This is a genomic window from Mesorhizobium sp. 2RAF21, assembly GCF_052115345.1.
Classification (GTDB): Bacteria; Pseudomonadota; Alphaproteobacteria; order Rhizobiales; family Rhizobiaceae; genus Mesorhizobium; species Mesorhizobium terrae.
Window position 1 is genome coordinate 197,080 of record NZ_JBFRGM010000013.1, and the last position, 26,081, is coordinate 223,160.

Annotated in this window: 29 protein-coding genes and 1 riboswitch; of the genes, 16 read left to right on the top strand and 13 right to left on the bottom strand. The window is 64.2% G+C overall.

Annotated elements, in window-relative coordinates:
- Window positions 1-69 precede the first annotated feature (69 nt).
- Window positions 70-147: riboswitch (SAM riboswitch) on the top strand.
- Between the two features lie 49 nt (window positions 148-196).
- Window positions 197-1,120: a homoserine O-acetyltransferase MetA gene (gene metA / locus AB4136_RS22220; RefSeq protein ID WP_024922821.1), complete on the top strand. Its 924-nt coding sequence runs from the start codon at window positions 197-199 to the stop codon at window positions 1,118-1,120.
- Window positions 1,121-1,149: 29 nt separating this feature from the next.
- On the opposite strand, the gene AB4136_RS22225 is transcribed toward metA, so the two are convergent.
- Window positions 1,150-2,007, bottom strand: coding sequence for a LysR family transcriptional regulator (locus tag AB4136_RS22225; RefSeq protein WP_024922822.1), 858 nt, complete (start codon window positions 2,005-2,007; stop codon window positions 1,150-1,152).
- Window positions 2,008-2,147: 140 nt separating this feature from the next.
- Between AB4136_RS22225 and AB4136_RS22230 the strand changes: the two genes are divergently transcribed.
- Window positions 2,148-3,701, top strand: coding sequence for an MFS transporter (locus AB4136_RS22230; protein WP_024922823.1), 1,554 nt, complete (start codon window positions 2,148-2,150; stop codon window positions 3,699-3,701).
- Window positions 3,702-3,762: 61 nt separating this feature from the next.
- On the opposite strand, the gene AB4136_RS22235 is transcribed toward AB4136_RS22230, so the two are convergent.
- Complete coding sequence (locus AB4136_RS22235) at window positions 3,763-5,601, bottom strand: ABC transporter ATP-binding protein/permease (protein WP_024922824.1); 1,839 nt, start codon at window positions 5,599-5,601, stop codon at window positions 3,763-3,765.
- On the bottom strand, window positions 5,598-6,386 hold the full coding sequence (locus AB4136_RS22240) for a class I SAM-dependent methyltransferase (protein WP_024922825.1): 789 nt from the start codon (window positions 6,384-6,386) through the stop codon (window positions 5,598-5,600). The genes AB4136_RS22235 and AB4136_RS22240 overlap by 4 nt, the downstream gene beginning before the upstream one ends.
- 148 nt (window positions 6,387-6,534) lie before the next feature.
- Here AB4136_RS22240 and gloB point away from each other — a divergent pair, with 148 nt between their 5' ends.
- Together gloB and AB4136_RS22250 are read left to right on the top strand one after the other, a co-directional pair.
- Window positions 6,535-7,302 (top strand): hydroxyacylglutathione hydrolase, encoded by a 768-nt coding sequence (gloB, locus tag AB4136_RS22245; protein ID WP_024922826.1) that lies wholly within the window; start codon window positions 6,535-6,537, stop codon window positions 7,300-7,302.
- Complete coding sequence (locus AB4136_RS22250) at window positions 7,303-7,731, top strand: cupin domain-containing protein (protein ID WP_024922827.1); 429 nt, start codon at window positions 7,303-7,305, stop codon at window positions 7,729-7,731.
- Here the strand turns inward: AB4136_RS22250 and AB4136_RS22255 are convergent.
- From AB4136_RS22255 to AB4136_RS22265, 3 genes are read right to left on the bottom strand one after another with little or no spacing between them, the layout of a single operon-like run.
- The gene (locus AB4136_RS22255) at window positions 7,728-8,402 is read right to left on the bottom strand and encodes a lysoplasmalogenase (protein WP_024922828.1); all 675 of its coding nucleotides are present in this window, start codon (window positions 8,400-8,402) and stop codon (window positions 7,728-7,730) included. The genes AB4136_RS22250 and AB4136_RS22255 overlap by 4 nt on opposite strands.
- Window positions 8,399-9,292, bottom strand: coding sequence for an aromatic amino acid exporter YddG (yddG, locus tag AB4136_RS22260; RefSeq protein ID WP_024922829.1), 894 nt, complete (start codon window positions 9,290-9,292; stop codon window positions 8,399-8,401). The genes AB4136_RS22255 and yddG overlap by 4 nt, the downstream gene beginning before the upstream one ends.
- Window positions 9,293-9,323: 31 nt before the next feature.
- A complete protein-coding gene (locus tag AB4136_RS22265; protein WP_024922830.1) occupies window positions 9,324-10,097 on the bottom strand; it encodes a DUF3108 domain-containing protein in 774 nt (257 codons plus the stop codon).
- Window positions 10,098-10,327: 230 nt separating this feature from the next.
- Between AB4136_RS22265 and AB4136_RS22270 the strand changes: the two genes are divergently transcribed.
- From AB4136_RS22270 to AB4136_RS22315, 10 genes are all read left to right on the top strand, one after another.
- A complete protein-coding gene (locus AB4136_RS22270; protein ID WP_024922831.1) occupies window positions 10,328-11,197 on the top strand; it encodes a LysR family transcriptional regulator in 870 nt (289 codons plus the stop codon).
- Window positions 11,198-11,288: 91 nt separating this feature from the next.
- Window positions 11,289-12,182 (top strand): EamA family transporter, encoded by an 894-nt coding sequence (locus AB4136_RS22275; protein ID WP_024922832.1) that lies wholly within the window; start codon window positions 11,289-11,291, stop codon window positions 12,180-12,182.
- Window positions 12,183-12,321: 139 nt separating this feature from the next.
- Window positions 12,322-12,903, top strand: a complete 582-nt coding sequence (locus tag AB4136_RS22280; RefSeq protein ID WP_024922833.1) for a biotin transporter BioY — start codon at window positions 12,322-12,324, stop codon at window positions 12,901-12,903.
- 25 nt (window positions 12,904-12,928) lie between these two features.
- Window positions 12,929-13,360, top strand: coding sequence for a DUF1284 domain-containing protein (locus AB4136_RS22285; protein ID WP_024922834.1), 432 nt, complete (start codon window positions 12,929-12,931; stop codon window positions 13,358-13,360).
- Between the two features lie 165 nt (window positions 13,361-13,525).
- Complete coding sequence (locus tag AB4136_RS22290; RefSeq protein ID WP_024922835.1) at window positions 13,526-14,512, top strand: hypothetical protein; 987 nt, start codon at window positions 13,526-13,528, stop codon at window positions 14,510-14,512.
- 190 nt (window positions 14,513-14,702) lie between these two features.
- Complete coding sequence (gene rpmB, locus AB4136_RS22295) at window positions 14,703-14,999, top strand: 50S ribosomal protein L28 (RefSeq protein ID WP_024922836.1); 297 nt, start codon at window positions 14,703-14,705, stop codon at window positions 14,997-14,999.
- Between the two features lie 137 nt (window positions 15,000-15,136).
- Complete coding sequence (locus AB4136_RS22300) at window positions 15,137-15,820, top strand: queuosine precursor transporter (protein WP_024922837.1); 684 nt, start codon at window positions 15,137-15,139, stop codon at window positions 15,818-15,820.
- Window positions 15,817-16,491 (top strand): spermidine synthase, encoded by a 675-nt coding sequence (locus AB4136_RS22305; RefSeq protein WP_024922838.1) that lies wholly within the window; start codon window positions 15,817-15,819, stop codon window positions 16,489-16,491. The genes AB4136_RS22300 and AB4136_RS22305 overlap by 4 nt, the downstream gene beginning before the upstream one ends.
- 95 nt (window positions 16,492-16,586) lie before the next feature.
- Entirely contained in the window at window positions 16,587-16,892 is a 306-nt protein-coding gene (locus AB4136_RS22310) for an NIPSNAP family protein (RefSeq protein WP_024922839.1), read from the top strand.
- Window positions 16,893-16,955: 63 nt separating this feature from the next.
- Window positions 16,956-17,423, top strand: coding sequence for a GNAT family N-acetyltransferase (locus tag AB4136_RS22315; protein WP_024927264.1), 468 nt, complete (start codon window positions 16,956-16,958; stop codon window positions 17,421-17,423).
- 100 nt (window positions 17,424-17,523) lie between these two features.
- Here AB4136_RS22315 and AB4136_RS22320 read toward each other — a convergent pair whose 3' ends face one another.
- The 4 genes from AB4136_RS22320 to AB4136_RS22335 all read right to left on the bottom strand — a co-directional run bounded on the left by AB4136_RS22320 (window position 17,524) and on the right by AB4136_RS22335 (window position 22,185).
- Window positions 17,524-18,483 carry an esterase-like activity of phytase family protein gene (locus AB4136_RS22320; protein WP_441931576.1) on the bottom strand — a complete coding sequence of 320 codons (960 nt, stop codon included), beginning with the start codon at window positions 18,481-18,483 and terminating at the stop codon, window positions 17,524-17,526.
- Window positions 18,484-18,545: 62 nt separating this feature from the next.
- Entirely contained in the window at window positions 18,546-20,441 is a 1,896-nt protein-coding gene (gene cobT, locus AB4136_RS22325) for a cobaltochelatase subunit CobT (protein WP_024922842.1), read from the bottom strand.
- A 12-nt stretch (window positions 20,442-20,453) separates the two neighbouring features.
- Window positions 20,454-21,440, bottom strand: coding sequence for a cobaltochelatase subunit CobS (gene cobS / locus AB4136_RS22330; protein ID WP_024922843.1), 987 nt, complete (start codon window positions 21,438-21,440; stop codon window positions 20,454-20,456).
- Between the two features lie 127 nt (window positions 21,441-21,567).
- Complete coding sequence (locus tag AB4136_RS22335; protein ID WP_024922844.1) at window positions 21,568-22,185, bottom strand: J domain-containing protein; 618 nt, start codon at window positions 22,183-22,185, stop codon at window positions 21,568-21,570.
- 157 nt (window positions 22,186-22,342) lie between these two features.
- Here AB4136_RS22335 and AB4136_RS22340 point away from each other — a divergent pair, with 157 nt between their 5' ends.
- Window positions 22,343-22,645, top strand: coding sequence for a BolA family protein (locus tag AB4136_RS22340; RefSeq protein ID WP_024922845.1), 303 nt, complete (start codon window positions 22,343-22,345; stop codon window positions 22,643-22,645).
- Window positions 22,646-22,775: 130 nt separating this feature from the next.
- On the top strand, window positions 22,776-23,486 hold the full coding sequence (locus AB4136_RS22345; RefSeq protein WP_024922846.1) for an aquaporin: 711 nt from the start codon (window positions 22,776-22,778) through the stop codon (window positions 23,484-23,486).
- Here AB4136_RS22345 and AB4136_RS22350 read toward each other — a convergent pair.
- Genes AB4136_RS22350 through AB4136_RS22360 form a run of 3 tightly spaced genes read right to left on the bottom strand, consistent with a single transcriptional unit; the run spans window position 23,437 to window position 26,080 of the window.
- Entirely contained in the window at window positions 23,437-24,354 is a 918-nt protein-coding gene (locus AB4136_RS22350) for a transporter associated domain-containing protein (RefSeq protein WP_024922847.1), read from the bottom strand. The two genes, AB4136_RS22345 and AB4136_RS22350, sit on opposite strands and share 50 nt — an antisense overlap.
- Entirely contained in the window at window positions 24,351-25,472 is a 1,122-nt protein-coding gene (aroB, locus tag AB4136_RS22355) for a 3-dehydroquinate synthase (RefSeq protein WP_024922848.1), read from the bottom strand. The genes AB4136_RS22350 and aroB overlap by 4 nt, the downstream gene beginning before the upstream one ends.
- The gene (locus tag AB4136_RS22360) at window positions 25,469-26,080 is read right to left on the bottom strand and encodes a shikimate kinase (protein ID WP_024922849.1); all 612 of its coding nucleotides are present in this window, start codon (window positions 26,078-26,080) and stop codon (window positions 25,469-25,471) included. The genes aroB and AB4136_RS22360 overlap by 4 nt, the downstream gene beginning before the upstream one ends.
- Window position 26,081 lies beyond the last annotated feature (1 nt).

Genomic DNA, 26,081 nt, shown 5'->3' on the forward strand with positions numbered 1-26,081 from the left:
CAAGCCGGGCGCGCTGGCACGACAGCCGGCGTACGGTTGACGCAATCCGCTACCGGGCGTAAGAGCAGGGCATAGACCCGTGGTGATTTGGCCGGTCGGCTTGCAGCCACGTTAAATAAGTCGCTAAAGGGCCGTTTGCGATCCGTAAACCGGCTTTGCGACAGCAATGCCGGTTTTTGTTTTTGGAGTTCGCACCATGCCGATCAAGATTCCGGATCAGCTTCCCGCCCGTGAAGTACTGGTGAAAGAGGGCGTGTCCATCATGGACGAGCAGACCGCTCTCCGTCAGGACATCCGTCCCTTGCAGATCGGCCTGCTCAACCTCATGCCCAACAAGGTGCGGACGGAGACCCAGTTCGCCCGCCTGATCGGCGCAAGCCCGCTGCAGGTGGAGCTGGCCCTGGTGCGCATCGGCAACCACAAGGCCAAGAACACCTCGGAAGACCACCTCATCACCTTCTACCAGACCTGGGAAGAGGTAAAGGATCGCAAGTTCGACGGCTTCATCATCACCGGTGCGCCCATCGAGCTGTTGCCCTTTGAGGACGTCACCTACTGGGACGAACTCAAGCGCATCCTCGACTGGACAACGACGAACGTCCATTCGTCGTTCTTCATCTGCTGGGGAGCGATGGCCGCCGCGTGGCATTTCCATGGCGTTCCAAAATACACACTGGAGGAGAAGGCGTTCGGCGTCTTCCGCCATCGCAACAACGCTCCCGCCTCGCCCTATCTCGCCGGTTTCTCGGACGATTTCGCCATCCCCGTGTCGCGCTGGACAGAGGTTCGCGCCACCGACATCCCCAAGGGCTCGGGCCTCGAATTGCTGATGGATTCGGAGGAGACCGGCCCAAGCCTGCTCGCCGAGCAAGCCAGCAACCGGCTCTACATGTTCAACCACATCGAATATGATTCGACCTCGCTCAAGGAAGAATACGACCGCGACGTGGCCGCCGGCACACCCATCGCGGTGCCGCACGAATATTACCCCGATGACGATCCAAAACGTCCGCCGCTCAACCGCTGGCGCTCGCATGCTCATCTGTTGTTCGGCAATTGGATCAACCGGGTCTACCAGACCACCGCTTACGACCTGGAAAACATCGGCAAGGATCGTTAGCCGATCGGCAAAAAGGCTGCGGCAGCCCTCTACGCTGCCGTGGCGCGATGCTCGCGGAAGGCGCAGGCGAGGATGCGCAGCGCCTCGCGCGAACGCCTGTCGGTCAGCGTCGAATGCAGCACGATTTCCGACGACGGCACCTCGGGCAGGCCGAACTTGCGGCTGATCTCGACGGTGCCGGGCGGTGCCAGCCGGCTGGAAAAAACGGCCGTGGCGAGCCCGGCCGAAACAGCAGCCGTGACAACGGACGAGCCACCGCCAAGAAACACTTCGACCCAGGGAATGCCGGCATCGTTGAGCGTGCGCGTCGCGAGATCACGGACACCGCAGGCCGGCGCCAATGCCGCCAGCCTAATCGGCTCACCCTGGCGATGGTGGAAGTCGGGCGTGGCGAACCAACCGAAATGCTCGGGGCCGAGAACCTCGCCGTCACGGCGGTCGTCCTCGCGCCTGACGATGGCCGCATCCAGCTTGCCGCGATCGAAGGCGTCGAGCAGCACGCTCGAATTGTCGACCTGCACCTCGATCGTCAGCGCCGGGTCGTGCTTGTTGAGCCGCGCCAGCAGCGTCGTCACCTCCGGCCCGGCGACATGCCCGGCAATGCCGAGCGCAAAGCGCCGGATGCCGCAAGACAGGCCGGCAACCGCATTGTCATGCGCGGTCAGGAAGGCCCGTGCCGAATCGATGAACAGCGCACCGTCGGCCGACAGCCTGACCCGGCGCGGCGTGCGTTCGATCAGTTTGCGGCCGATGCGCTCCTCCAGCCGCTTCAGCTTGACGCTGACCGCGGCCTGGGTTGAACCGAGGGCATCGGCGGCACGCGTAAAACTCTGCAGTTCCGCCACCATGACGAAGTTGCGCACGGCCTCTGCGTCCAGCCACAGCATCTCATTCATCCAATTTTGTTATCACTGAAATATGGTTGCATATCATTTATGCATGATCAAGCTTCGCCTATCTGGGATGTTTCCAAATAACCAGCGGCGCCGGACCTTCTGTCCCCGCCGCCGCCAGCCGGAGACAAGGGATGAAGCTGACGAGTAGAGACAATCTGGCGCTGGTCGCGATCTGTCTGTCCGCGCTGATGTTCGGCCTCGAAATATCGAGCGTGCCGGTGATCCTGCCGACGCTCGAACATGTGCTGCAGGCCAATTTCAAGGACATGCAGTGGATCATGAACGCCTACACCATCGCCTGCACGACAGTGCTGATGGCAACGGGAACACTGGCCGATCGCTTCGGCCGCCGGCTGGTTTTCGCCGTGACGGTCGCCGCCTTTGGCGTGACGTCGCTGATGTGCGGCCTCGCCCCCAACACGACGGTGCTGATCGTAAGCCGCTTCCTGCAGGGCATGGCCGGCGGCGCGATGTTCATCTGCTCCATCGCCATCCTTTCGAACCAGTTCCAGGACGCGAAGGCACGCGGCAGCGCCTTCGCCGTCTGGGGTGTCATCTCCGGCATCGGCCTCGGCTTCGGGCCAATCATCGGCGGCATGATCGTTGCCCTGTCGACCTGGCAGTGGGTGTTCCTCGTGCACGCGCCGCTGGCTTTGCTGTGCCTGGCGCTCACCTTCGCCAGCGTCAAAGAATCGCGCGATCCGCAGGCCAAGAGACTGGATCTGCTCGGCATCGCCCTGCTGAGCGCCGCGGTCTTCGGCCTGACCTACTACATCACCCAGGGCGCCGATCTCGGCTTCGTCAGCCCGACGGCCCTCGGCATAGCCGCCGCGACGCTCGTCGGCCTCGTCGCCTTCATTGCGGTCGAGCGGCTGCATCCCTACCCGATGTTCGACTTCTCGGTCTTCCGCATCCGTGATTTCTCGGGCGCCATCGTCGGCTGCATCGGCATGAACTTCAGCTATTGGCCGTTCATGGTCTACCTGCCGATCTATTTCACCGCCAGCCTCGGTTACAACAGCACCGAAACCGGGCTCGCCGTGCTCGCCTATACGGTGCCGTTCCTGGTGATGTCACCGGTGGCTCAGTACCTGCTTTTGCGCACCAGCGCCCGCATCGTCATCCCGCTCGGCCTGTTCACCATAGGTCTCGGCTTCATCGCCATGTGGCTGGGCAGCAGCATCGAAGGGGCAAGCGGCTTTACCGTACTGCCCGGCGCGCTGATCGCCGGCATTGGCCTTGGCCTGACGACGACGCCGGCCACCAACATGACGACCGGCTCGGTGCCGGCCAGCCGTGCCGGCATGGCCTCGGGCATCGACGCCAGCGCCAGGCTGATCGCGCTCGCCGTCAACATCGCCGTGATGGGTTTTGTCCTTGTCGAAGGCATTCTGCACGGGTTGGAGAAGGCCCTGCCCGGCTCGCCCGACGGTGCCGACCTGCGCGCCGTGGCCGAGAAGATTGCCGCAGGCAACACGGCAAACCTGCAGGACGCGGCGCAACCCAGCCTGACCATTCCCGCAACCGCCGTCCACTCGGCGCTGGTCGAAGGCTTTGGCTGGGTGATGGCCTATGGCGGGCTCGGCGTCTGGGTTCTGGCCGCGCTCTCCTTCGCGATCTTCGGTTCGGGCAAGGCCGGCACCGCGCCGGCATCCGAAGCGCGCGCGGAAACCCCGGTTCTCTGACGTCGACGGGGATTCGCCCAAAGATACGGCCCACCTGATCGACGGGCCGTATCCGCTTTCTCTAAAGCACCTGTTCGACCTTGGTGTTCGCACCGTTACGCTTCGTGCCATTGCCGTTGCGCTTGCGTGGCACTGGCGGCGGTTCCAGCGCGCCGGCCCATACCCGCGGCGGTTTCAATGCCGGCACGTCCGAGCATTTGATGATGTCGAGCGCGCGCGGGAAGAAATTATAGTTGTGCTGCCCACGCCCGATATTGACGACAGCCGCCTCCGGCAGGTGCTTGTCCAGCATGGCAAAGATGCGCTTGGCTGTCGTGGCGCTGAATGTATCCATCGCCTCGTCGATGATCACCCAGTCCGGTTTCTGCAGAGCCAGCCTGGCGAACGCCACCAGCCGCTGCTCCTCCTCGGAGAGCTCCCGGTCCCACCGCGCGTTGCGGTCGAGCGAAGCAGCGAGACGGTTGAGCCCAGCCTCGGTCAGCACTGCCGCGAGCTTCGCGTCATCGATGCCGGTCATGCCATCGATCAGCACTTCGCGCAGCGTGCCCGGCGCGAAATAGGGCGTGCGCGGCACGAAGGCGAGTTCGGCGGCGGGCATGCCGATGCGGCCCGAGCCCCAGGGCCACAGGCCGGCCACGGCGCGGAAGAACAGCGTCTTGCCGGCGCTTGGATCGCCTGTGATCAGCACATGCTCGCCGGGCTTGATCGTCACCGTCTTTTCCACAAGCCTGGAACAGCCCGTTGTCGCACCGACAATCAGGTCGTCGAAAACCATGGTCCCGTTCTTGGTCTGGAAGACCTCGATATGCTGCTCGGTGTCGTGCAGCTTGTCGGTCTCCTGCAGCGCCATGCGGAAATCGGCCACGCGCATCAGCGTGGCGCGCCAGTCGGCGATGGCGCCGATATTGTTGATGAACCAGCGCAGCGAGGAGTGCACCTGGTTGAAGGCGCCCACCGCCATCATCAATCCGCCAAAGGTGATGTCGCCGGCGAAATAGACCGGCGCGGCGACCAGGATCGGCGCCACGACGGTGATCCAGCCATAGGTGTCGGTGACCCAGCCGAGATTGATCTGGGCACGGAAGATACGCAGGATCGAGCCGATCAGCGCCGAAAGATCGGCCGTCAGCCGCCGCTTCTCGCTCGCTTCGCCGTGCGACAGGGCGATCGCGTCGATATTCTCGTTCACCCGCACCATGGAAAAGCGCAGGTCCGCCTCGCGCGCGTAGCGGTCGCTGTTCAGCCCGATCAGCGGCCGCCCGACCAGCCAGCTCAGCCAGGAAGCGATGCCGGCATAAAGAAACGCCGCCCACACCATGTAGCCCGGAATGGCGATGGCATGACTGCCGATGTGGAACACGAAACCCGCCGAAAGCGCCCACAACACGCCAACGAACGAGACGAGCAGGATGAAGGATTGCACCAGGCCGACGCCGAGATCCGTCGAGAGATCCGACAGATGGCCGGCATCCTGCTGCATGCGCTGGTCCGGGTTGACGCCGATGGCGCCCGCATTGGCGAGGCGGAAACCCCGGTTCGGCTTCAGCCATTCCTCGATCAGGTCGATCGTCAGCGCTTCGCGCAGCTTCAGCCTGAAGCGCTGGTTCAGCCATTGCTGGCCGATGTTGAGCACCAGCAGCCCGCCGGCGATCATCGCGAAGACGACCAGCTGATCGAGAAACACCGCGAGATCGCGCCGCTGCAGCGAATCGTAGAATGGCTGGTTCCAGCGGTTGAGCAGGATCTGGCCATAGGCGGTGGCGACGATGACGGCGAGCAGGACCCAGCTGAAGCCGAGCAATGCCTTGCGCGACGGCGACCCGACCAGGCCCTGGCGCACGGTCATCAGCTGGTCGCGCAGACTGCTCGTCTCGACCTGGGGGGCACCGGTATCGCTCATCGCGATTGCACTCCCGTCGTGTCGAGCCGATCGAGAGGCTCGCCTTGCCTGCCGAGGCTGGTGGCCGCGCCCTGCGGCGACAGCACCGGCACGAAGACACGCCGCGAGGCCCGCTTTGCCACCGGCACGCCCTGGTAGAGCCGCTTTTGCGCCGACACCGCGATGACGCCCGAGAAAATCGGCCACATGGCGCGGCCGGCGCTTTCGAACAGGCTGTGGAATCGCATCATGAAACGACGCTGCGACGGCGGAAAATAGAGCGCGTCCGACCACGCCGCCGGGGTGAAGTTCGCCTCGCGCAGCAATTCGGCGATCTGCCCGCGTGAATAGGGCCGCCCGGTGCCGAACGGCGTATGTTCGAAACGAGCCCATACGCCGCGCCGGTTGGGCACCACGATCACGACATGGCCGGCCGGCGCCAGCACGCGCCAAATCTCGTTCAGCGTTTCGCGCGGGCTCTCGACATGCTCCAGCGAATGGACAAGCAGCATGCGGTCGATGGAGGAATCGACCAAAGGCAGTTCCTCGTCGAACACCAGTGCCGTCGCGGCCGGACCGGTCGCCGGCCACACCACCGCGCCTTGCGTCGCCGGCATGAAGGCGAAGGTGCGTTCGGCATCGGCTCCGAAACGTTCCAGCCACGGCAGCGCGTAACCCAGCCCGACCAGACGCTCGTTGGGCACGCTGGCCCAGACAGCCGACAGCGCCATGGTGATCGAACGCTCGGTCAGCTGTCCGAGCGGCGAGGCATAGAAGGAGCGCAGATCGACAATATCTGAATGCATTGGCTGGACCGTATCTGCGATGGTGCTGGAGTCAACAAAGCGCGGCCTGTCGACCGTGTCCTGGGACAAGTAGGATCGCGCCGGCATCTTTAAAGGGTGACAGGAGGCATCGGGCCTCTTATGTCTGCGGCAATCAAGGAGACCGGCCATGGCGATCGAGATCGAGCAGTTCATGTGTCGCCAGGACAATTTCGGCGTGCTCATTCGCGAGCCGGCGAGCGGCGCGGTCGCGCTGATCGACGCGCCGGAGGAGGCCGCCATCCTTGCCGCGGTGAAACACACCGGCTGGACGCCGTCGCTGATCCTCACCACTCACCACCATACCGATCATGTCGAGGCCAATCTCGCGCTCAAACAGCGCTTCGGTCTGGAGATCGTCGGCCCGGCGGCGGAGAAGGCCAAGATCCCGGGCATCGACCGCACCGTGAAGGGCGGCGACAGCTTGAAATTCGGTACCGAGACCGTGGAAGTGATCGCCACGCCCGGCCATACCGCCGGCCATGTCTCCTACCATTTCCCGCAGTCGAAGGTCGTCTTCACCGCCGACACTTTGTTCGCGCTTGGCTGTGGCCGGCTGTTCGAGGCGCCGGCGGCGGTGATGTACGATTCGCTGAAGAAACTGGCCGCCCTGCCGGCCGACACTGCGGTCTATTGCGGCCACGAATACACGCTGTCCAATGCGCGTTTCGCATTGACGGTCGATCCGACCAATTCCGCCCTGAAGGAACGTGCCGCGAAAATCGAAAAACTGCGCGCCGCCGACAAGCCGACGCTTCCCACCACCATCGGCGAGGAACTGTCGACCAATCCATTCCTGCGCTGGCACGATCCGGCGATCCGCCGGCATCTCGGCATGGAGAAGGCGAGCGACGCCGAGGTCTTCGCCGAGATCCGCAAGCGCAAGGACATTTTCTGAATGATGACGCCGGCCGGGATCGTCGCCACGCTCGACATGAAGCCGCATCCGGAAGGCGGTTGGTATGTCGAGACCTTCCGCGATGCGCCGCAAGGCGGGCGCGGTCATTCGACCGCCATCTACTTCCTGCTCGAACGCGGTCAGGTCTCGGCATGGCATCGGGTGAAGGACGCTTCGGAAATCTGGCACCATCACGCCGGTGCGCCGATAGAGCTTTCGATGCACCGGGAAGGCGGTGACGTCAGCCAGCATGTGCTAGGCATCGATCTTGCCGCTGGCGAACGCCCGCAGATCGTCGTGCCGGCGGGATGGTGGCAGACCGCCCGAAGCCTCGGCGACTGGACCCTCGTCGGCTGCACGGTGGCGCCGGGATTCGACTTCTCAGTGTTCGAACTGGCGGAACCTGGCTGGCAGCCGAAGGTTTCCTAAACCGGGCGCAGGAAGCCCATCGCGATGGCCATCTGCGCCACGTAATAGAGCACCCACACCGCATAGCGCATCCAGACGCGATGCCCTTCCACGGTGTCGGCCAAGAATTTCTCGGTCGCCAGCAACGCGTCCGAAGCCATGAACATCACCGCCCCGGCAATGACCAACGCGTTGCCGGTGGTCAGCGCGGTCACGCCCATGGCGAAAATGGCGGCAACGTAGACGGCGACCGGCGCTTTCAGGTCGGATCCGATGCGCGGCCACAGAAGCCGCAACATGCCGGCCGCGAACACCGCCATGACAAGCGCGGCAACAACGCGCCAGGATGCGGCGCCGAGCGCCGCAAGGCCACTGCCCATCGCCACGAACAGCACGACATAGGCCAGATGCGCGGCGAGGAAGCTGCCCAGCCCGCCGAGGAAAGCGACTTCGCCGTCGCGCGACAGGAACGCGTCGCCCAGTGCGCTGAGTACGAGTGCGGCGACCAGCAACAGCGGCCCGCCGAGAAGAAAGGCGAGCGCGGCTAGAAGTGCGACCGCAAGCGTCTTGGCAGCCGAACGCAACAGCGACGGCGGCTGACTGATCGCGAAACCGTAGACGACCGCCGCCACGACGGAAAAGATCAGCGTGCCGTTCGGCGTCGCCTCGATGCCACCTGGAAACGGCATCATGCGCCCGCTCCATTCTCGACCGTCGCGCGCTTGCCGAACAAAAGCGATTTCGCCGCCAGAACGGCGCCGCCGGTGATCAGCACGCAGGCGGCGAGGATGCGCAAGCTGGGCTCCGCGAAACCAGCCGCGATCAGCACCAGCGTGGAAAGAAGCGGCGCGGCATAGCTGGCGGCGCCCAGCACCTGGATGTTGCCGCGCTTGACGCCGATGTCCCAGGCATAGAAGGCCGCGCCGACCGGCATCAGGCCGAGAGCCAGCACCGCCAGCCACTGGCCTGAATTCTGCGGCCACACAGTCTGCTCAAGCAGCAGGTGGCAGACCAGCGAAAGCACCGAGGTCGCCAGGCAGAACCATGTGACGATCGTCGTCGGCACCGACGGGAAGCGCCGCGACAGCAGCGAATAGGACGACCACACGACCGCGCAGACCGCCGCCATGGCATAGCCGAAGCCGTAGCGGGCGTCGAACGCCAGCCCGCCACCCTTGGTGACGATCAGGAACGTGCCGGCGAGGCCGAGCAGAGCGCCGGCGACATGGTTCCAGGCCAGCTTCTCGCCCGGCATCAGGGCCGAGCCCAACACGATCAGCAGCGGCCACAGATAGGCGATGAGGCTGGCCTCCACCGCAGGCGCGTTGCGCAGCGCGGTGAAGTAGAAAAAGTGATAGCCGAACAGGCCGGCAATGCCGATCACCCACACGATGGCCGGGACCGGTTCCTGCTTGGCGGCGGCGGGCATGAACAGCCGCGCCACCAGGCCGACACAGGTGCCGATGGCGAAGGTGATGGCCGAAAGCTGGAACGGCGGCATCGTGCCGGAAGCGTCGGTGAGCAGCGCCAGAAGCGCCCACATCGCCACGGCGCAAAAGCCTATCAGTGTCGCGCGCCCCATGTCCCCCTCCCGGTGGCGCGTCTTTGCGCGCCTAGTTTTTTGCCTCGAACCGCCGTGCCTTGACTGTGATCGTGCCGATCTCGGTGCCTACGGTTGCATAGATCGGCGCATATATCCCGGTTTGGCCGAGCGGCGCAAACGTCACCATGATCTTGGAGCGGTCACGCAGGAATTTGAGCGCCTTGCGCCGCTGGGCGTAGCCCGAAACCGGCTGCAGGTTCATGCGGCAGGTCACCGTCGGCCCCTGATACCCCTTCACCGCCATCTTGCCCTTGCTGACCGGCGTCAGCACCAGATTGGCGCGCATCTCACCGTCATACATCTTCACCGTCCGGCCGCAGACGCTGTCGAGGCTGCCGGCGCGGATGACGGTGGCGGCGATCGGATCGGCAACCCCCTTCAAGTCGCCGGCGTCGAGCGGCAGCCAGTCGTCGCCGCGCGGTTTTGGCGGCGGCAGCACCTGGGTGTAAGACACCTTGCCGCCGGTAAAGCGGATGTCGACCATCGACACCTTCTTGCCCGACGTGTAGTCGGCGCGGAAGCCCTGCGACTGCACGCCCTCGCGCGAAAAGCGCCCGCTTGCCGTCAGCGTGCCCGACGTATCGTCGAAGATACGCGCCAGCCCGGCGGCGGAGGCGCTGCCGTCGATCGTGTATTTATCGCCTTCGTAGTGGCTGTCGAAACTCGATCGGGCCACCGTGATGCCAAAGAAAGAGACCGTGTATTCGCCATGGAAGGAATCGGCGGCCGCGGCCGGCGCGGCCAGCGCAAACAGCATGGGCAGGGTAACGACAAGACGCGGCATCAAGACTGCGATCCTTTTGACGGTCGGCAACAATCGAAAGCTAATCCAGCATGTCCCCAGGCGTCTCTCAACAGGTCGATTCCGGCATTTGTGTGAGGATGACGGCAATCCCCGCCGCGACCTTCCATCGAAGGCGACACCCACGGTTCGACCACACCCGTTCTGGAGAGTTGCCTCGCTCCGCACCAGCGCCTAGCCTTATACCGGTTGCCACGAAATAAGGCCTGCTGATGGAAGCAGATCTCGATATCCGCCTGCTGCGTGCCTTCGTTGCCGTTGCCGAAGCAGGCACGGTCAGCAAGGCAGCCTTGCGTCTCTCCCGCACCCAGGCCGCGGTCTCCATGCAGCTTCAGCGCCTGGAAGCCGAGTTCGGCAGCCAGCTTTTGCTGCGTTCCTCGCGCGGCATGATCCTCACCGAGGCCGGCGAAATCGTTCTCGCTTATGCCCGCAAGACCATCGCCCTTGGCGAAGATGTCCGCCGCCAGATCGCCGGGCGCATGCTGATCGGACGGGTAAGGCTCGGCATCATCGAGGATCTCGCGATGACGAGGCTTCCTTCCATCATCGCCGATTTTCGTCGCCGGCATCCTTCGGTCGAGATCGCCCTGACATCGGCGAGCGGCGCGGATCTCGCCAAGGCGATCGACGAGGGCCGCAGCGACATCGTGATCGCCGATCCGGTCCGTTTCGCCTCGGCGCCATCCGGCTATATGTCGCGACCTCTGGTCTGGGGTGCGAGCCGCATCATCGAGATCGACGCTGAAGCGGAGCTTCCGCTCGTCCTCTTCGAAAGCGCCTGCTCCTGGCAGGACCGGATGCTGGCATCGCTCGCGGAGGCCGGGCTGCCCTGGCGTGTCGGCTGCCGCGTCTCGACATTCGCGGCCCTGGTGTCGGGATTGAGGGCGGGCTTCGGCATCGGCCTTATGCTTCCCGAAAGCCTGCCGCCGGATTGCGAGAATGTGCAAGGTCGCCTGCGCTTGCCGCCCGCCCCGATCGCCGAGTTCGGCATCTTTGTTGGCGCGAACTCGCCCCCGCTGGTCAACGAGCTGGCATCGTTTCTGCGCGAGGGGTTCGCCGATCGCTCGATCGACAAAACATAAAAATTCCTGATACGAGCATCAGAATTATCACCATTCCTGAATTTGCCAATTCATCTATTGCTGGCCCTGACAGGTAAGGGAACGTTTTGTCATGGCCGAAGCTGAAACCGCCGATCCGCAATGGAATGCGCCTGTCAGGCAACATTCTCGCGGGGGCTTCTATCTCGCAATCGCCTTCTGCCTGCTTTCAATGTCCAGCGTGCAATTCGGCGCGGCATTCTCCCGACCAGCCATGCAGGAACTGGGACCGTTCGGCACGACCTGGCTGCGGCTTTGCTGGGCGGCAATCGTGCTGATGATAGTCGTGCGCCCGCCGCTGCTCAGTTTTTCAAGGCGGCAATGGGCGACGGCCGCGGCGCTGGGTGCGGTCATGGCGATGATGACGCTCTGCTTCTTCGCCGCGATCGAACGCATTCCGCTCGGGCTCGCCGTGGCGATCGAGTTTCTGGGACCTCTGACCGTCGCCACGATCTTCGGCGGGCGAGGCTGGCGTCTCTTATGCCCGGTCATCGCGGCGCTCGGTGTCCTTTGTATTTCCTGGGACGGCAGCGCATGGGTGGCCGACACGATCGGCGTGCTGTTCGCGCTCGGCGCGGCGGTTGGCTGGGGCGGCTATATCGTGCTGACGAAATATGCCGGCCAGCAGTTCGAAGGTCTGGAAGGCCTGTGCCTTTCCTTGCTGTTTGCCGCCCTTGTCGCAACGCCCTTCGGCTTTCACCAGGCACAGCTGGGACTTTCCCCGGAAGCACTCGTGACGACAGGGCTGCTCGCGGTGCTTGTTCCCTTGTTTCCCTACGCGCTCGAGCTCATGGCGCTTCGCCGCATGAACGCGTCGGCGTTCGGGCTGCTGATGAGCCTGGAGCCGGCAATCGGCGCCAGCGCCGGCTTCATCGTCCTCGGTCAGGCAATGGCGGCCCTGCAACTCATCGGCGTGGCGCTCGTCGTTGCAACCAGCGCGGTCGGAACGGCATCGAGCCAAAGCTAGCCTTGTTCGTGCTCACGGGTCGGACATGGCAATCCGCTTGTCGCGTTCTTTAGTTGCGTTGCACCATGCAGCTGTGAAATATGCGCGACAAGCCGGCAACAAACGTCGGCGCGAACCATAATTGACCCGGAGAGGCCCGATGAACGCTCCCGCCATGACTTCCACCACTTTTGTCCCGTTGCGCCTTGCCGGCCGCCCGCTGGCGGTCAAAGTCGCCGCGGTCTTCCTGGGCTCGTTGTTCCTCGCCGCCTCGTCCTGGATCGAGGTGCCGATGTTCCCGGTGCCGATGACCATGCAGACCTTCGCCGTCACGCTGGTCGGCGCACTCTATGGCTGGCGCCTCGGCCTTGCCACGGTTCTCGCTTGGCTGGGTGAAGCTGCGCTCGGCGCTCCGGTCCTCGCAGGCGGCGCCGGTGGCCTCGCCCACTTCGCCGGCCCGACCGCCGGTTATCTCGCCGCCTTCCCGATCGCCGCCGCTCTTGTCGGCTGGCTGGCCGAGCGCGGCTGGACCGCCGAGGGCCGCCTGGTCCGCAACGTCGTCGCCATGCTGGCCGGCAACGCTTTCATCCTGGTGTTCGGCACCATCGTGCTTGCCGGCATGATTGGCGCGGAAAAGGCCTACACTTTCGGCTTCGCCCCCTTCGTGCTCGGCGGCATCCTGAAGGCCGTGCTGGCTACCGCCACCATCGAAGCGGTGCGTCGCGCCAAGATCTCGCTCTGAGATCATCCGACTTCGCGGGGCTGACGTGACCGTCCGCATCCGCGCCCATCACCTGCTGTGCATGCTGACCTATGTCGGCAAGGGCTACAGCGAGGCCTTCACGCAAGGCTATGACCGGGTGGTGGAACGTTTGAGCGGCGGCGAGGACATGCTCCTCGTCGCCGGTCCAGACGACATCTGCCAGCCAAGGCTCACCGAAACCGATCACCACTGTTTCCAGGACAGCGTGTCCGAGCGCGACCGATTGGCGGCCGATGCGGTCGAGACCCTGATCGGCCGTCCGGTCCGCGAAGGCGAGCGATTTTCCCTGGACGGTCCGACAATCGAGCGCATGCGCCAGGCTTTCCGCGCCGGCACCACGCGGCAGGCCTGCCAGGGCTGCGAATGGTTCGACCTGTGCAGCACGATCGCCGCTTCCGGTTTCCAGGACGTGCGTCTTAACCGCTCTTCCTCCTAGCCATCGATCCCACACGACCAGGCTCCGCGTGCGGAGGAGTGACCTGTTCCAGTCTTCGGAACGGGCTCCTGCTCGCTGCTGTCTCTCGCCTCCTTCTCCGGGAATTGCAATAATAGAGCACATACTCTATTATTGCGGAGATACCCCTGCTGAAGGCACCCGACGATGTCGTCCGTCAAGCGCCGCCCCATTGTCCTGGCGATATCTCTGGTGCTCCTGGCGCCCCTGGTTGGCGAGTGGCTGCTCGGCAATCAGCCGATAACCGGTCTCGGGTGGATCGTTCTGCTCGCGCCCATGTATGGCTGCGGTGCCCTTCTGATCCGCGAGGTCGCGCGCCGCAGCGGCCGCGGTTGGCCGACGATCCTTCTCTTGGCGGCAGCCTATGCGCTGCTGGAAGAGGGTCCGATCGACCAGATGCTGTGGAACCCGCACTACAACGGCTTCGACATGGCCGCCGCCTATGCCGACACGCGCGTCGAAGCCCTCGGCACCAGCATGGGGTTGATCCAGGATGTGCTGACGCTGCACACCATCTGGAGCATCGCCGTGCCGATCGCCCTGATCGAGGCCTTCGACCCGACACCGCAGCGGCCCTGGCTCAAACCGCTCGGTCTCGGCGTCACCGCGATTGTCTTTGTTGTCGGGTCCGCCTTGCTGACTTATGGCCAGATCGAATCGGAAAAATTCATTGCCTCGCCCGGCCAGTTCGTCGCCTCGGGCCTCGCCATCCTCGTTCTGGTCATTGCCGCCTTCTGGATGCCCTCACCGCCAAGCGTGGCGGAGGCGACAACGCCTTCGCCACGAAACGTTGGCCTGGCCGGCTTTCTCCTCACCAGCCTGCTGATGCTTCGCGACGTGCTTGCGGAGCTTTTGTCCAAATGGGTTGTCGCCGGCCTGTGGTGTGTCGTCGTGCTGCTTGGCATAGCGCTTGTCTGGCGATGGTCGCGCTCGCCGCAATGGAACCGAGCTCATGGTGTCGCCCTCGCCAGCGGCGCCCTGATGACCTATGTCTGGGCCGGGTTCCAGCACGCTCAATATCTGGGTATCTCTCCATTCATCGCGCTGGCCGGCAATGTCGTCTTCGGTGCTGGTGCGGTCATACTGGTTTTCCTGGCGGCGACAGCCGCGCGCCGGCCGATTGAAGCGTCGTGATCGGCGGGCGTCGACAGGGAAGAAAGCCCGGTCCGGGAGGCGATTACCCGGCACTCGGGCCGAACAACGCTTGACGCCCCGGCTAAATGCAACTATGGAACGCCAACTTTTTCCTTGAGGCCGCCGACAGCACCGCGCGCCATATGGCGCGGTCGAAGGTTTGGCCGGATACGAACTGAAGGTAGCAAAAATGTCCCGCGCTTGCGAACTCACCGGCAAAGCCGTCATGACCGGCAACAATGTGAGCCACGCCAACAACAAGACCAAGCGTCGCTTCCTGCCGAACCTGGTCAATGTCACGCTCATCTCGGAAGCGCTGAACCAGAACGTTCGCCTGCGCATTTCGGCCAACGCCCTGCGTTCGGTCGAGCATCGCGGTGGCCTCGACGCCTTCCTGGCCAAGGCCGACGAGAAGGAACTGTCGCAGCGCGCTCGTCTGCTGAAGAAGCAGATCGCCAAGAAGACGGCCGGCCAGATCGCCGCCTGATCGCTTTCAGGCGGGGGACGACCGCCTGGGCATCGGAACGGCAGGTTTCCTGAACCCACCTATCCGATGCTCGAATGAAGGATGCGCCGCCCGTCCCGGCCAGGCGCTCCGCTGGTTCCATTACCCAGGATAAAAAAATGCAGTTTCTTTCCAGATATCTGCCTTTCGTGCTCGCCATGGCGCTCGTCGTGGTGGCGTCGAACATTCTCGTGCAGTTCCCCATGCAGGGACAGGTCGGCACGCTGTCGCTGGCCGACATCCTGACCTGGGGCGCCTTCACCTATCCCTTCTCCTTCCTGGTGACCGATCTCGCCAATCGCCGCTACGGCCCGGCCGTAGCGCGCCGCATCGTCTTCGTCGGCTTCATGACGGCTGTTGTGTGCTCCATCGTCATCCCGCCGCTGCTTTTCCGCGCCGGGCTGATCGAGTTCGACACCGCCGCCGCCCGTCTGGTGCGCATCGCCTGCGCCTCGGGTGCGGCCTTCCTCACCGCGCAATTGCTCGACGTCACCGTCTTCAACTGGCTGCGCCGGCAAAGCTGGTGGCGCGCGCCGATCTTCGGCACACTGGTCGGTTCGGTGTTCGATACGCTGGTGTTTTTCTCGATCGCCTTTTCAGCGGCTTTCGCCTTCGCCGGCCCCAATGACGCCTTCGCGCTGGAAAATGCGCCGCTGCTCGGCGCTCTGCCGGTGGAAACGATGCGCTGGCTGTCCTGGGCGCTTGGCGACCTGTCGGTCAAGTTGATCATCGCCGTCTTCGCGCTGATCCCCTACAGGCTGATCGCGGCGCGCTGGAGCCAGCCGGCGCCGGTCCAGCCTTGATCCCCTGGGAACAGCTCGACGCCGCCAGGACACCTGACGGCAAGCAGGAACTGCGGCTGAAACGGCGCGGCACCGAATTCTCCATCATGCTCGGCTCCAACGAGCTGATGAACAGCCGCCTCAGCGGTTCGGAAGAAGCGCTGGCCAGGCTCTCCCTCGACAAGATCGACAAAAGCGACCGCATTCACGTCCTGATCGGTGGTCTCGGCATGGGTTTCACGCTGCGCGCCGCACTTGCCGAGCTTGGCGCTGACAGCCGCGTTACCGTTGCCGAACTGGTGCCAGCGGTGGTCACCTGGGCACGTGGTCCGATGGCAACCATTTTCGACGGCTGCCTCGACGACCCGCGCGTCATCGTGCGCGAGGCCGACGTCGGCCGGCTGATCGATGCCGCCCGCAGCGACTATGACGCCATCCTGCTCGATGTCGACAATGGCCCCGAGGGGCTGACGCAGGAAGGCAATGACGACCTCTATGGCTTCGCCGGGCTCAAGGCCGCCCGCAATGCCCTGCGTCCCGGTGGCGTGCTCGCGGTGTGGTCATCGGGACCGGATCGCGGCTTCACCCGCCGCCTCCAGCAATGCGGCTTCGCCGCCGAGGCGGTCACCGTGCGCGCCCATGGCAAGCGCGGCGCCAAGCACACCATCTGGCTGGCGCTCAAACCGAGCTAACAACAATCACATCGCAACGAACTCGTTTCGGCTGGCTCTACCGCCGGACGATGCATCATGTTTTTCTCCGCTCTCAACAGACCGCCGGAGCAATCATGGTCACCTGTTACCTGCGCTACATCCTCAATCCCGCGCGACTGAAGGAGTTCGAACACTACGGCAGGCTCTGGATTCCGCTTGTCGAAAAATTCGGCGGCAACCACCACGGCTATTTCATGCCCTCGGAAGGCGCGAGCAATGTGGCCCTTGCCTTGTTCACCTTCCCGAGCCTGGCAGCCTACGAAGAATACAGGACAAAGGCCGCATCGGACCCTGAATGCCAGGCCGCCATGCGCTACTACGAGGAAACCCAGTGTTTCCTCAGCTACGAGCGTTCTTTCTTCCGCCCGGTCTTCGACTAACAAAGCTTTCAACTGACAAAGCTTTCGACCGACGAAGCCTTCAACTGACGGAACCAAGCAAAAATGACTGTTGTTTTGAAATCGCTCGGCGAGGCCGAGCGCGAGGCTGTTATTGCCCTCGATGTAGGCGATGATCAGGACGACTTCGTCGCCACCAATGCTGAATCCCTGGAGGAAGCCGACGAGAACCCCGCCTGTGTGCCGCTTGGCGTCTTTTCGGGCGACGAGCCGGTCGTCATTGACGACCTGGTCGGTTTCGCCATGTATGCGCTGGACGGCGACGACGGCAATTGGTGGATCTATCGCCTGATGATCGACAAGCGCTTCCAGAAACGCGGCTTCGGTCGCGCCGCCCTGCGCGCCGTGGTCGAACGCATGTCGGCCATTCCAGGCTGCGACGCCGTCTATCTCGGCGTTTATCCCGAGAACGAGACGGCCGCCAACCTGTACCGTCAGGAAGGGTTTCGCGAGACCGGCCAGATATTGGGCGACGAGGTCGTCATGCGGCTGGAGCTCGCAAGGGCAGACTAGAACATTGTAGCGATGAAGGGGTGTTTCCCGGCAGGAGAACGCCCCTTCCAACATGCTTCCCGCTCTCAATGGAGCCTCGGAACCGGTGCCATCGCTGCGCTCAATCCTCGTGCAGGATGAATTCCAGATAGAGATTGCGCTGCAGGATGGAGTGATTGTCGTCGGAGACAAGCGACACGATCAGCTTGCCGTCGTCCCGCCGCCAGACATCCATGCCTTCCATATTGTCGATCTGGTAGGCCATGTCGGCCTCCAGCAGCACCGATCCGTCGGCGACCTTGCCCTTGGCGATCTCGGCGCCGGCAATGCGCCGCAGCCGCATCTTGACGCCGCTGGCCATCGAGAACGAGCGTTCCAGCAGCAACAGGTCGCCATTGGGCAGAAACGCGCCGTCGGTGATGTCGAACTCGCCTTTGCGGCGAACGGTGAAGATGCCCTTGCCCGGCCCTTCGATGATGGCGGCATAGATGTTGCCGTCCTTGTCGAGGCTCTTTTCAGACACCACCACCAGGGCGCCTTTCAGCGGCCCTTCGGCCGGCGCGCGCGTCACCGTCTCGAAGCCGCGGTTCTGGCGCAGCTCGCGCACCGGCACCAGGAAATCGAGCAGCTTGAACGGCGCCTTCATGCCGGCGGCATCGATCTTGAACTGCGCGATACGATGCTTCCGCTCGAAGCCGACGGTGGCGATGCCGTCCTTGACGTCGAGGCCCTCGGCATCGACATCCCATTTCTTGTCGATCGGCTTGCCGGCCTCGTCGACCATCTGCTGCATGGTGAAGTTGAAGATGGCGAAGGGTCGCCCCTGCGCCATGCGCGCGATCGAACCGAAATACCAGAAGCCGGTGTCGGTGACGCCGATGAAATCGCTGCCCGCGTGGATGAACCGGAAGGCCGACAAGGCACCGAAATCGCGCGAGGAGCCGGTCATCTCCAGCCCGCCGACGAATTCCAGCGGTCCGAACATCCTTTCATCCCGGCCGATATGAAACTCGGTGATCCCCCGCACGCTGATGTCGACCGGCTGGCGTTCGGCGGCGAAAGCCGATGTGGAGGTGAGCAGACCGGCCGCTAGAACGCAAAGCCAGCCACGCCACCCCGTCGCCCGCACGCCGTTTGAAAGGCTCACGAAGCGCGCCGGAAACCGCCACGGCGCACGTCGCGCGCGGTCTCCTCGCCAAACAGCGAGGCGAGTTGCTCGGTCATGGCGCCGGCCAGTTCTTCGGCGTCGACGATGGTGACGGCGCGGCGATAATAACGCGTCACGTCATGGCCGATGCCGATGGCGAGCAGCTCGACCGGCGAACGTGTCTCGATCAGATCGATGACGGCGCGCAGATGGCGCTCCAGATAGTTGCCCGGATTGACCGACAGCGTCGAATCGTCGACCGGCGCGCCGTCCGAAATCATCATCAGGATCTTGCGCTGTTCAGGCCGCGCGATCAGGCGCTGATGCGCCCACAACAGCGCTTCACCGTCGATGTTTTCCTTCAATAGGCCCTCACGCATCATCAGGCCGAGATTGCGTCGGGCGCGGCGCCACGGCATGTCGGCGCTCTTGTAGATGATGTGGCGCAGATCGTTGAGGCGGCCGGGGTTCGGCGGCTTGCCGTCCTTCAGCCACTTCTCGCGCGCCTGCCCGCCCTTCCAGGCGCGGGTGGTGAAGCCGAGGATCTCGACCGAAACGCCGCAGCGCTCCAGCGTGCGCGCCAGGATGTCGGCGCAGGTCGCCGCCACCGTGATCGGGCGGCCGCGCATCGAACCGGAATTGTCGAGCACCAGAGACACCACCGTATCGCGGAACTTGGTGTCGCGTTCCTGCTTGAAGGAAAGCGGCTGCATCGGATCGATGACGACGCGCACCAGCCGGGCCGGGTCGAGATACCCTTCCTCGAGATCAAAATCCCAGGAACGGTTCTGCTGCGCCATCAGGCGGCGCTGCAGGCGATTGGCCAGCCGGCCGACCACGCCCGACAGATTGGCGAGCTGCTTGTCGAGGAAGGCGCGCAGCCGGTCGAGCTCTTCTTCGTCGCACAGTTCCTCGGCACCCACCGTCTCGTCGAAGGCGGTCGAGAAGACCTTGTAGTCGACATCCTTGGAGATGGTGGCGAAGGGATTGTCGTTGCGCTTGGCTTCGCCCGGCGTCTCCGCGTCGGCATCGTCCTCGTCGGACAAATCCTGCGAGGTGGCGTCGGTGGCCTCGGCCTCGGCCGATTCCTCGTCGTCGGAGGCGTCGGCATCCTCGGACTGCGACTGGTCGGAGCCGGAATCGTCCTCGCCGCCTTCCTCGCTCTGTTCCTCGCCTTGCGGCTGGTCGTCCTGGTCGTCCTCGGTGTCTTCCGTTTCCTGGTCGTCGCCGAGTTCCTCGGCCATTTCCATGGAAGCCAGCATATCGCGCACGACGCGGGCGAAGGCCTGCTGGTCTTCCAGCTTGCCAGCAAGCCCGTCGAGGTCGGCGCCGGCCTTGTCCTCGACCCAGGGCCGCCACAGGTCGACCATGCGCTCGCCGCTCTTCGGCACGGCGCGGCCGGTCAGCTTCTCGCGTACCATCAGCGCCAGCGCCTCCTCGAGCGGAGCGTCGGCGCGGTCGCGCACATCGGCCAGATTGGCCTTGGCGTATTTGTCCTCCAGCATCGTGCCGATATTATCGGCGACGCCGGCCATCATGCGCGAGCCGATCGCCTCGACGCGAGCCTGCTCGACCGCGTCGAAGATGGAGCGCGCTTGCTTGCCTTCCGGCGCCAGTCGGGTGTGGATACGGCTATCGTGGCAGGCGCGTTTCAGCGCCATGGAATCGCCCAGGCCGCGGGTCACGGCGATGTCGGTCGCCGACGCCTTCTTCGGCAGATCCGGCAGCCGGGCGCGGCTGCCCGCGAGCGCCGGCCGCTCCTTGGCGAAGCCGACCTCCATCTCCTTGTCGCCAGAGATGGCCCGCATGCACACCGTCACGGCGCGCTTGAAGGCATCCGTATCCGAGCCGTTCTTCGGCTTGTTGCGCGTGTTGTCGCCGGGGCCGGCCATGGAATTTCCCGTTTAGCCAAGCACCACATTGGCAGCGCTTTCCGGCAGATCCTCGCCGAAGGCGCGCTGATAGAACTCGGCCACCACCGAACGTTCCAGCTCGTCGCACTTGTTGAGGAAGGTCAACCGGAACGCCATGCCGACATTGCCGAAGATTTCGGCGTTTTCGGCCCAGGTGATCACCGTGCGCGGGCTCATGACAGTCGACAGATCGCCGTTGATGAAGGCGGAGCGCGTCATGTCGGCGACGCGCACCATCTTGTTGACGATGTCCTTGCCCTTCTCGTTCTTGTAGTGCTTGGCCTTGGCCAGAACGATCGCCACCTCGTTGTCGTGCGGCAGATAGTTCAGCGTCGTCACGATCGACCAGCGGTCCATCTGCGCCTGGTTGATCTGCTGGGTGCCGTGATAGAGGCCGGTGGTGTCGCCGAGGCCGACCGTGTTGGCGGTGGCGAACAGGCGGAAGGCCGGATGCGGGCGGATGACGCGGCTCTGGTCGAGCAGGGTCAAGCGACCCGACGATTCCAGCACGCGCTGGATGACGAACATCACGTCCGGGCGGCCGGCATCGTATTCGTCGAAGCAGAGCGCGACATTGTGCTGGTAGGCCCAGGGCAGGATGCCGTCGCGGAATTCGGTGACCTGCATGCCTTCCTTGACGACGATGGCGTCCTTGCCGACGAGGTCGATACGGCTGACATGGCTGTCGAGGTTGACGCGCACGCAGGGCCAGTTGAGCCGGGCCGCGACCTGCTCGATATGGGTCGACTTGCCGGTGCCGTGATAGCCCGACACCATGACGCGGCGGTTGTAGGCAAAGCCCGCCAGGATCGCCATGGTGGTGTGCTGGTCGAACAGATAGTCGGGATCGATGTCCGGCACATGTTCGGTGGCCACCGAATAGGCCGGCACGACCATCTTGGACTCGAAGCCGAATTTTTCCTTCACCGACACAGTCGTGTCCGGCAGATTGGCGATATCGCGATCGACCTTGTTCATGCGTCTCAACGTCTCCACGGGCGAAGCGACGCGCTTCGCCGGCAACCCAAATTGTTCGGGGCGGTCATAAAACCTTTTCCAACCCGATGATAGTTGGAAAAAGGCACGACCTCAGCTCAGCTTGAGCTCAACACAGGCCCGCCTGCTTGAGCACGCGATAGGCTTGCAGCACATCGCGGAACCGGTCTTCCGAACCTCTGTCGCCACCATTCGCGTCGGGATGGTGGCGCTTCACCAATTCCTTATAACGCGCCTTGATGTCTTGGCCAGTCGCCTTTGCGTCAAGACCAAGCGTTTCCAGCGCCTTGGCCTCAAGCGGCTTGGCCTTGCGCTCGCGCGGGGCGCCGCGGTCGCGCGGCTCGTTGAACAGGTTGAAGGGGTCGCGCATGCGGTTGTGGTAGCCGGCGCGGCCCGAGCGCTGCTTTGCGAAATCCGGCGCGGTGTGCGTCCCGCCATTCGTGCCGATGGTCCAGGTGGGCCGATGACCGGTCATCGCCTCCTTCTGGAAACGTGCGATCTCGGAATCGGAGACACCAGAGAAGTAATTGAAACCCTTGTTGTATTCGCGCACATGCTCGAAGCAGAACTTGAAATACTGCCCCTCGGCCATGCGCCCCACCGGCGCGCGATGCGTGCCGGGCTCCTTGCAGCCGTCCCACTGGCACAGCGGCGCGCGCGACTTCAGCTCCGCGTCCTTTTCCGGACGAATGCGGAGTTTCTCGAAATATTTTGGATAGGGCTTCATCTGACCCCATTTATGGGCTGTTCGCCCGGCGATACAAGAATTGACATTTCAGCGATGATCGCCCTAACCGCTGAATCGCGGCTTAAACGAGACGTTGACGGCCAGCGCCGCGACAAAAATAGTGGCGATGACGCCTATGTGGTGAAGGAGAATGGCAATGTCCATGCAGACGGCGATGGAAAAGAAGCTGAGCGATGCTTTTGCGCCCGAACGATTGGCCGTCGTCAACGAAAGCCACCTCCATGCCGGCCACCATCATGTCGAATCCGGCCATCACGCCACCTTCGACGGCACCGGCGAGACGCATTTCCGCATCCGCATCGTCTCTCCGGCCTTTGCCGGCATGAGCCGCATCGACCGTCACCGCGCCGTCAACCTGGCTCTCGCCGACGAATTGAAGGCCGGCCTGCACGCCTTGGCGATCGAACCCGCCGCCCCCGGCGAAAAGACGCGCTGGTAGGCACCCGCTTTGAAACACTTCCTCCGGCCAGACGGCTAGACGATCTGAACAGCGTCGGAGAGAAACGCCTAAGAAGCCGCCGGTGACCGCTTTCACGCGCGGACGGAAACTCCCAGATGGGGTCGGGGACATGGACACACCTCTTTCCAGACGGTTGGCCGCCGAAGCGCTCGGATCGGCCTTCCTGCTCGCCACCGTCGTGGGGTCGAGCATCATGGGGGCGAAGCTGGCGGAGGCGTCAGCCGCACTCGCGCTGCTTGTCACCTCGATGTCGACCGGGGCCATGCTGGTCGTTTTGATCTGGACCTTCGGTCCGGTTTCGGGCGCGCATCTCAATCCCGTCGTCAGCCTGGCCTTCGCCGCCGACGGTGAGCTCAAATGGCGTGACTTTGTCCCCTATGTAGCCGCACAGCTCGCCGGCTTCCTGGCCGGCACCTGGGCCGCACACGCCATGTTCGAACTGCCACTGTTGCAATTGTCCGCGACAGCCCGCAGCGGGCCCGGGCTCTGGTTCGCCGAAGGCATCGCCACTTTCGGGCTGATCCTCGTCATCACCGGCTGCACGGCCAGGCGACCAACGGTGGTGCCGGCCGCCGTCGGCCTCTACATCGGCGCCGCCTACTGGTTCACCGCCTCGACATCCTTCGCCAACCCGGCGATGACCATCATCCGCGCCTTCACCGGAACGGCGGCCGGCATTATGCCCCAGCATGTCCCTGGATATGTCATCGCCCAGTTCGCCGGCGCGGCGATAGCGATCGCGGCGGGCCGTTTCTTCTGGCCGAAGCCGGTTACGGCTTCGCTGCGGGCTGCGGTGGACCCTCGACAGACGCCGGCCTGATCCGCAGACGGGCGATGCGGTTCTTGTCGCGCTTCATCACCACGAAGCGCTTGCCGTGGAACGTGAACGCCTGCTTTTCTTCCGGTATCGACTGCGCCTCGTGAATGACGAGGCCGGCGATGGTCGTCGCTTCCTCGTCCGGCAAGGCCCAGCCGAGTGCGCGGTTGAGATCGCGGATCGGCACCGTGCCTTCCACCACGACAGAGCCGTCGGCCTCCTGCTTCACGCCCTGCATCTCGACGTCGTGCTCGTCGGCGATATCGCCGACGATCTCCTCGATGATGTCTTCCAGCGTCACCAGGCCCTCCACCTCGCCATATTCGTCGACGACGATGGCGATGTGGGCCTTGCGGCGCAGGAAAGCGTTGAGCTGATCGTCGAGGCTGGTCGTGTCGGGCACGAACCACGGCTTCGCGGCGATCTTCAGGATGTCGATGCAGGAAAAGTCGTGATCGGCCTCGTTGAGCGCGCGCAGCAGGTCCTTGGCGTGCAGGATGCCGACGATGTTGTCGAGCGAACCCTTCCACAGCGGCAGCCGCGTATGCGGGCTTTGCAACACCTCGCGCACGATCATATCGGGCGCATTGTCGGCGTTGATCGAACGCATGTTGGTGCGGTGGACCATGACGTCGGAGACTTCCAGCTCGCTCAGCGCCAATAACGCCTCGACCCGGCTGCGGTCGTCCTTCATGGCCTGGGTTTCGCTGCGCAGCCGCTGGATGATGGCGCGCGTCTCCTGCTGCGACAGACGCCGGCGCTTGCGGTTGGCAAGCTCCAGGTCGAACATCGCCAGCAACGGCTTGCGCAGCACGATGGCGAAGAGGATCGCGGCGCACAACAGGCTAGCGACGATCCAGCCGGCGTTCATCCCGCGAGTGCCTCTTTCAGGAAGGCCAGCACCTCGGAAGCCGGCACGTCCTTGGCAATGAAGGACTGGCCGATGCCGCGCGTCAGGATGAAGGTCAGCGCGCCGCGCGACACCTTCTTGTCCTGGGTGATGTAGTCGAACAGCTTTTCGGCGCCCGGCAGGTCGCCCGGAATATCGGCGAGGCGCCACGGCAGGCCGACGGCCCGCAAATGCGTCTCGACTCGGGCGGCATCGTCTGGGCTGGCGAGGTTCAGCCGGGCGGAGAAGCGGTGCGCCAGCGCCATGCCGATCGCCACGCCCTCGCCATGCACCAGCCTTTCGCTGTCATAGGCGGTCGCCGCCTCCAGCGCATGGCCGAATGTGTGGCCGAGATTGAGCAGCGCCCTGTCGCCGGTCTCGAATTCGTCGCGCGCCACCACGTCGGCCTTGGCGCGGCAGGCTTCGGCGATCGCCTCGATGCGGGCATCGCCGCCGGCGAACACGTCCTGCCAGTTCTTTTCCAGCCAGGCGAAGAAATGCGGCCGGTCGATCAACCCGTATTTGGCAAGCTCGGCATAGCCGGCGCGGAATTCGCGGATCGGCAGCGTGTCCAATACGCCGCTGTCGGCCAGCACCAGCTTCGGCTGATGGAAGACGCCGATCAGGTTCTTGCCGCGCGCGCTGTTGATACCGGTCTTGCCGCCGACCGAGGAATCGACCTGTGCCAGGAGCGACGTCGGCACCTGCACGAAATCCATGCCGCGCCGCACGATGCCCGAGGCGAAACCGGCCAGATCGCCGATGACGCCACCGCCCAGCGCCACCACCGCGTCGCGGCGCTCCAGCTTGGCGGCGAGGATCGCGTCGACCACATCCTGAAGATGGCTGAAACTCTTGGTCTTCTCGCCGGCCGGCAGGGTAACGACAGCCGCCACCGCCACACCGCCGCGCTCCAGCCCGTCCCTCAGCGTTTCGAGATGATGTGCCGCAACATTCTCGTCGGTGACGATGGCAACGCGTGTGCCCGGCAACCTGGCCGACAGCGTCTCGCCGGCCCGTGCGATCAGGCCCGGCCCGATCAGGATGTCATAGGCGCGGTCGCCAAGCCCCACCTCGACGGTAACGGTCTTGTCGTTCATGCGTGCTCCCCGCCGGCAGGCATGGTCGCCTGGATGCCGAAATGATTGTAGAGCGCCGCAATCACCTCGGCCGCGATCACTTCCTTGCGCTCGTCGCGGGTCGGCACGGTCACGTCGGCACCCGCATAGACGGGATAGCGGTCGTCCATCAGCTTTTGCAGCGTGGCGCGCGGGTCCGGCGTCTTCAGGAGCGGCCGGTTCTGTTTCTTGGATACCCTGTCCATCAGGAGATCGAGATCGGCCTTCAGCCACACCGAGACGCCGTGTGCGGCGATCGCCTCGCGGGTCTGCGCGTTCATGAAGGCACCGCCGCCGGTCGACAGCACCTGCGGGCCATGTTCCAGCAGTCTCAGGATGACGCGCTGTTCGAGCGCGCGGAACTCGGTCTCACCATACCGTTCGAACAGGTCGGGAACGGTCATGCGCGACACATCCTCGATCTCCTGGTCGCTGTCGATGAAGGACAGGCCGAGCGCGGAAGCCGCCTTGCGGCCGATCGCCGTCTTGCCCGCCCCCATCAATCCGACAAAGACGATGGAGCGGTGGCCGAGCTGTTCGATCAGCGGCGCGTGGTTCTCGTCCTGCGAAGGGGTTGTTTGCGCATTCATT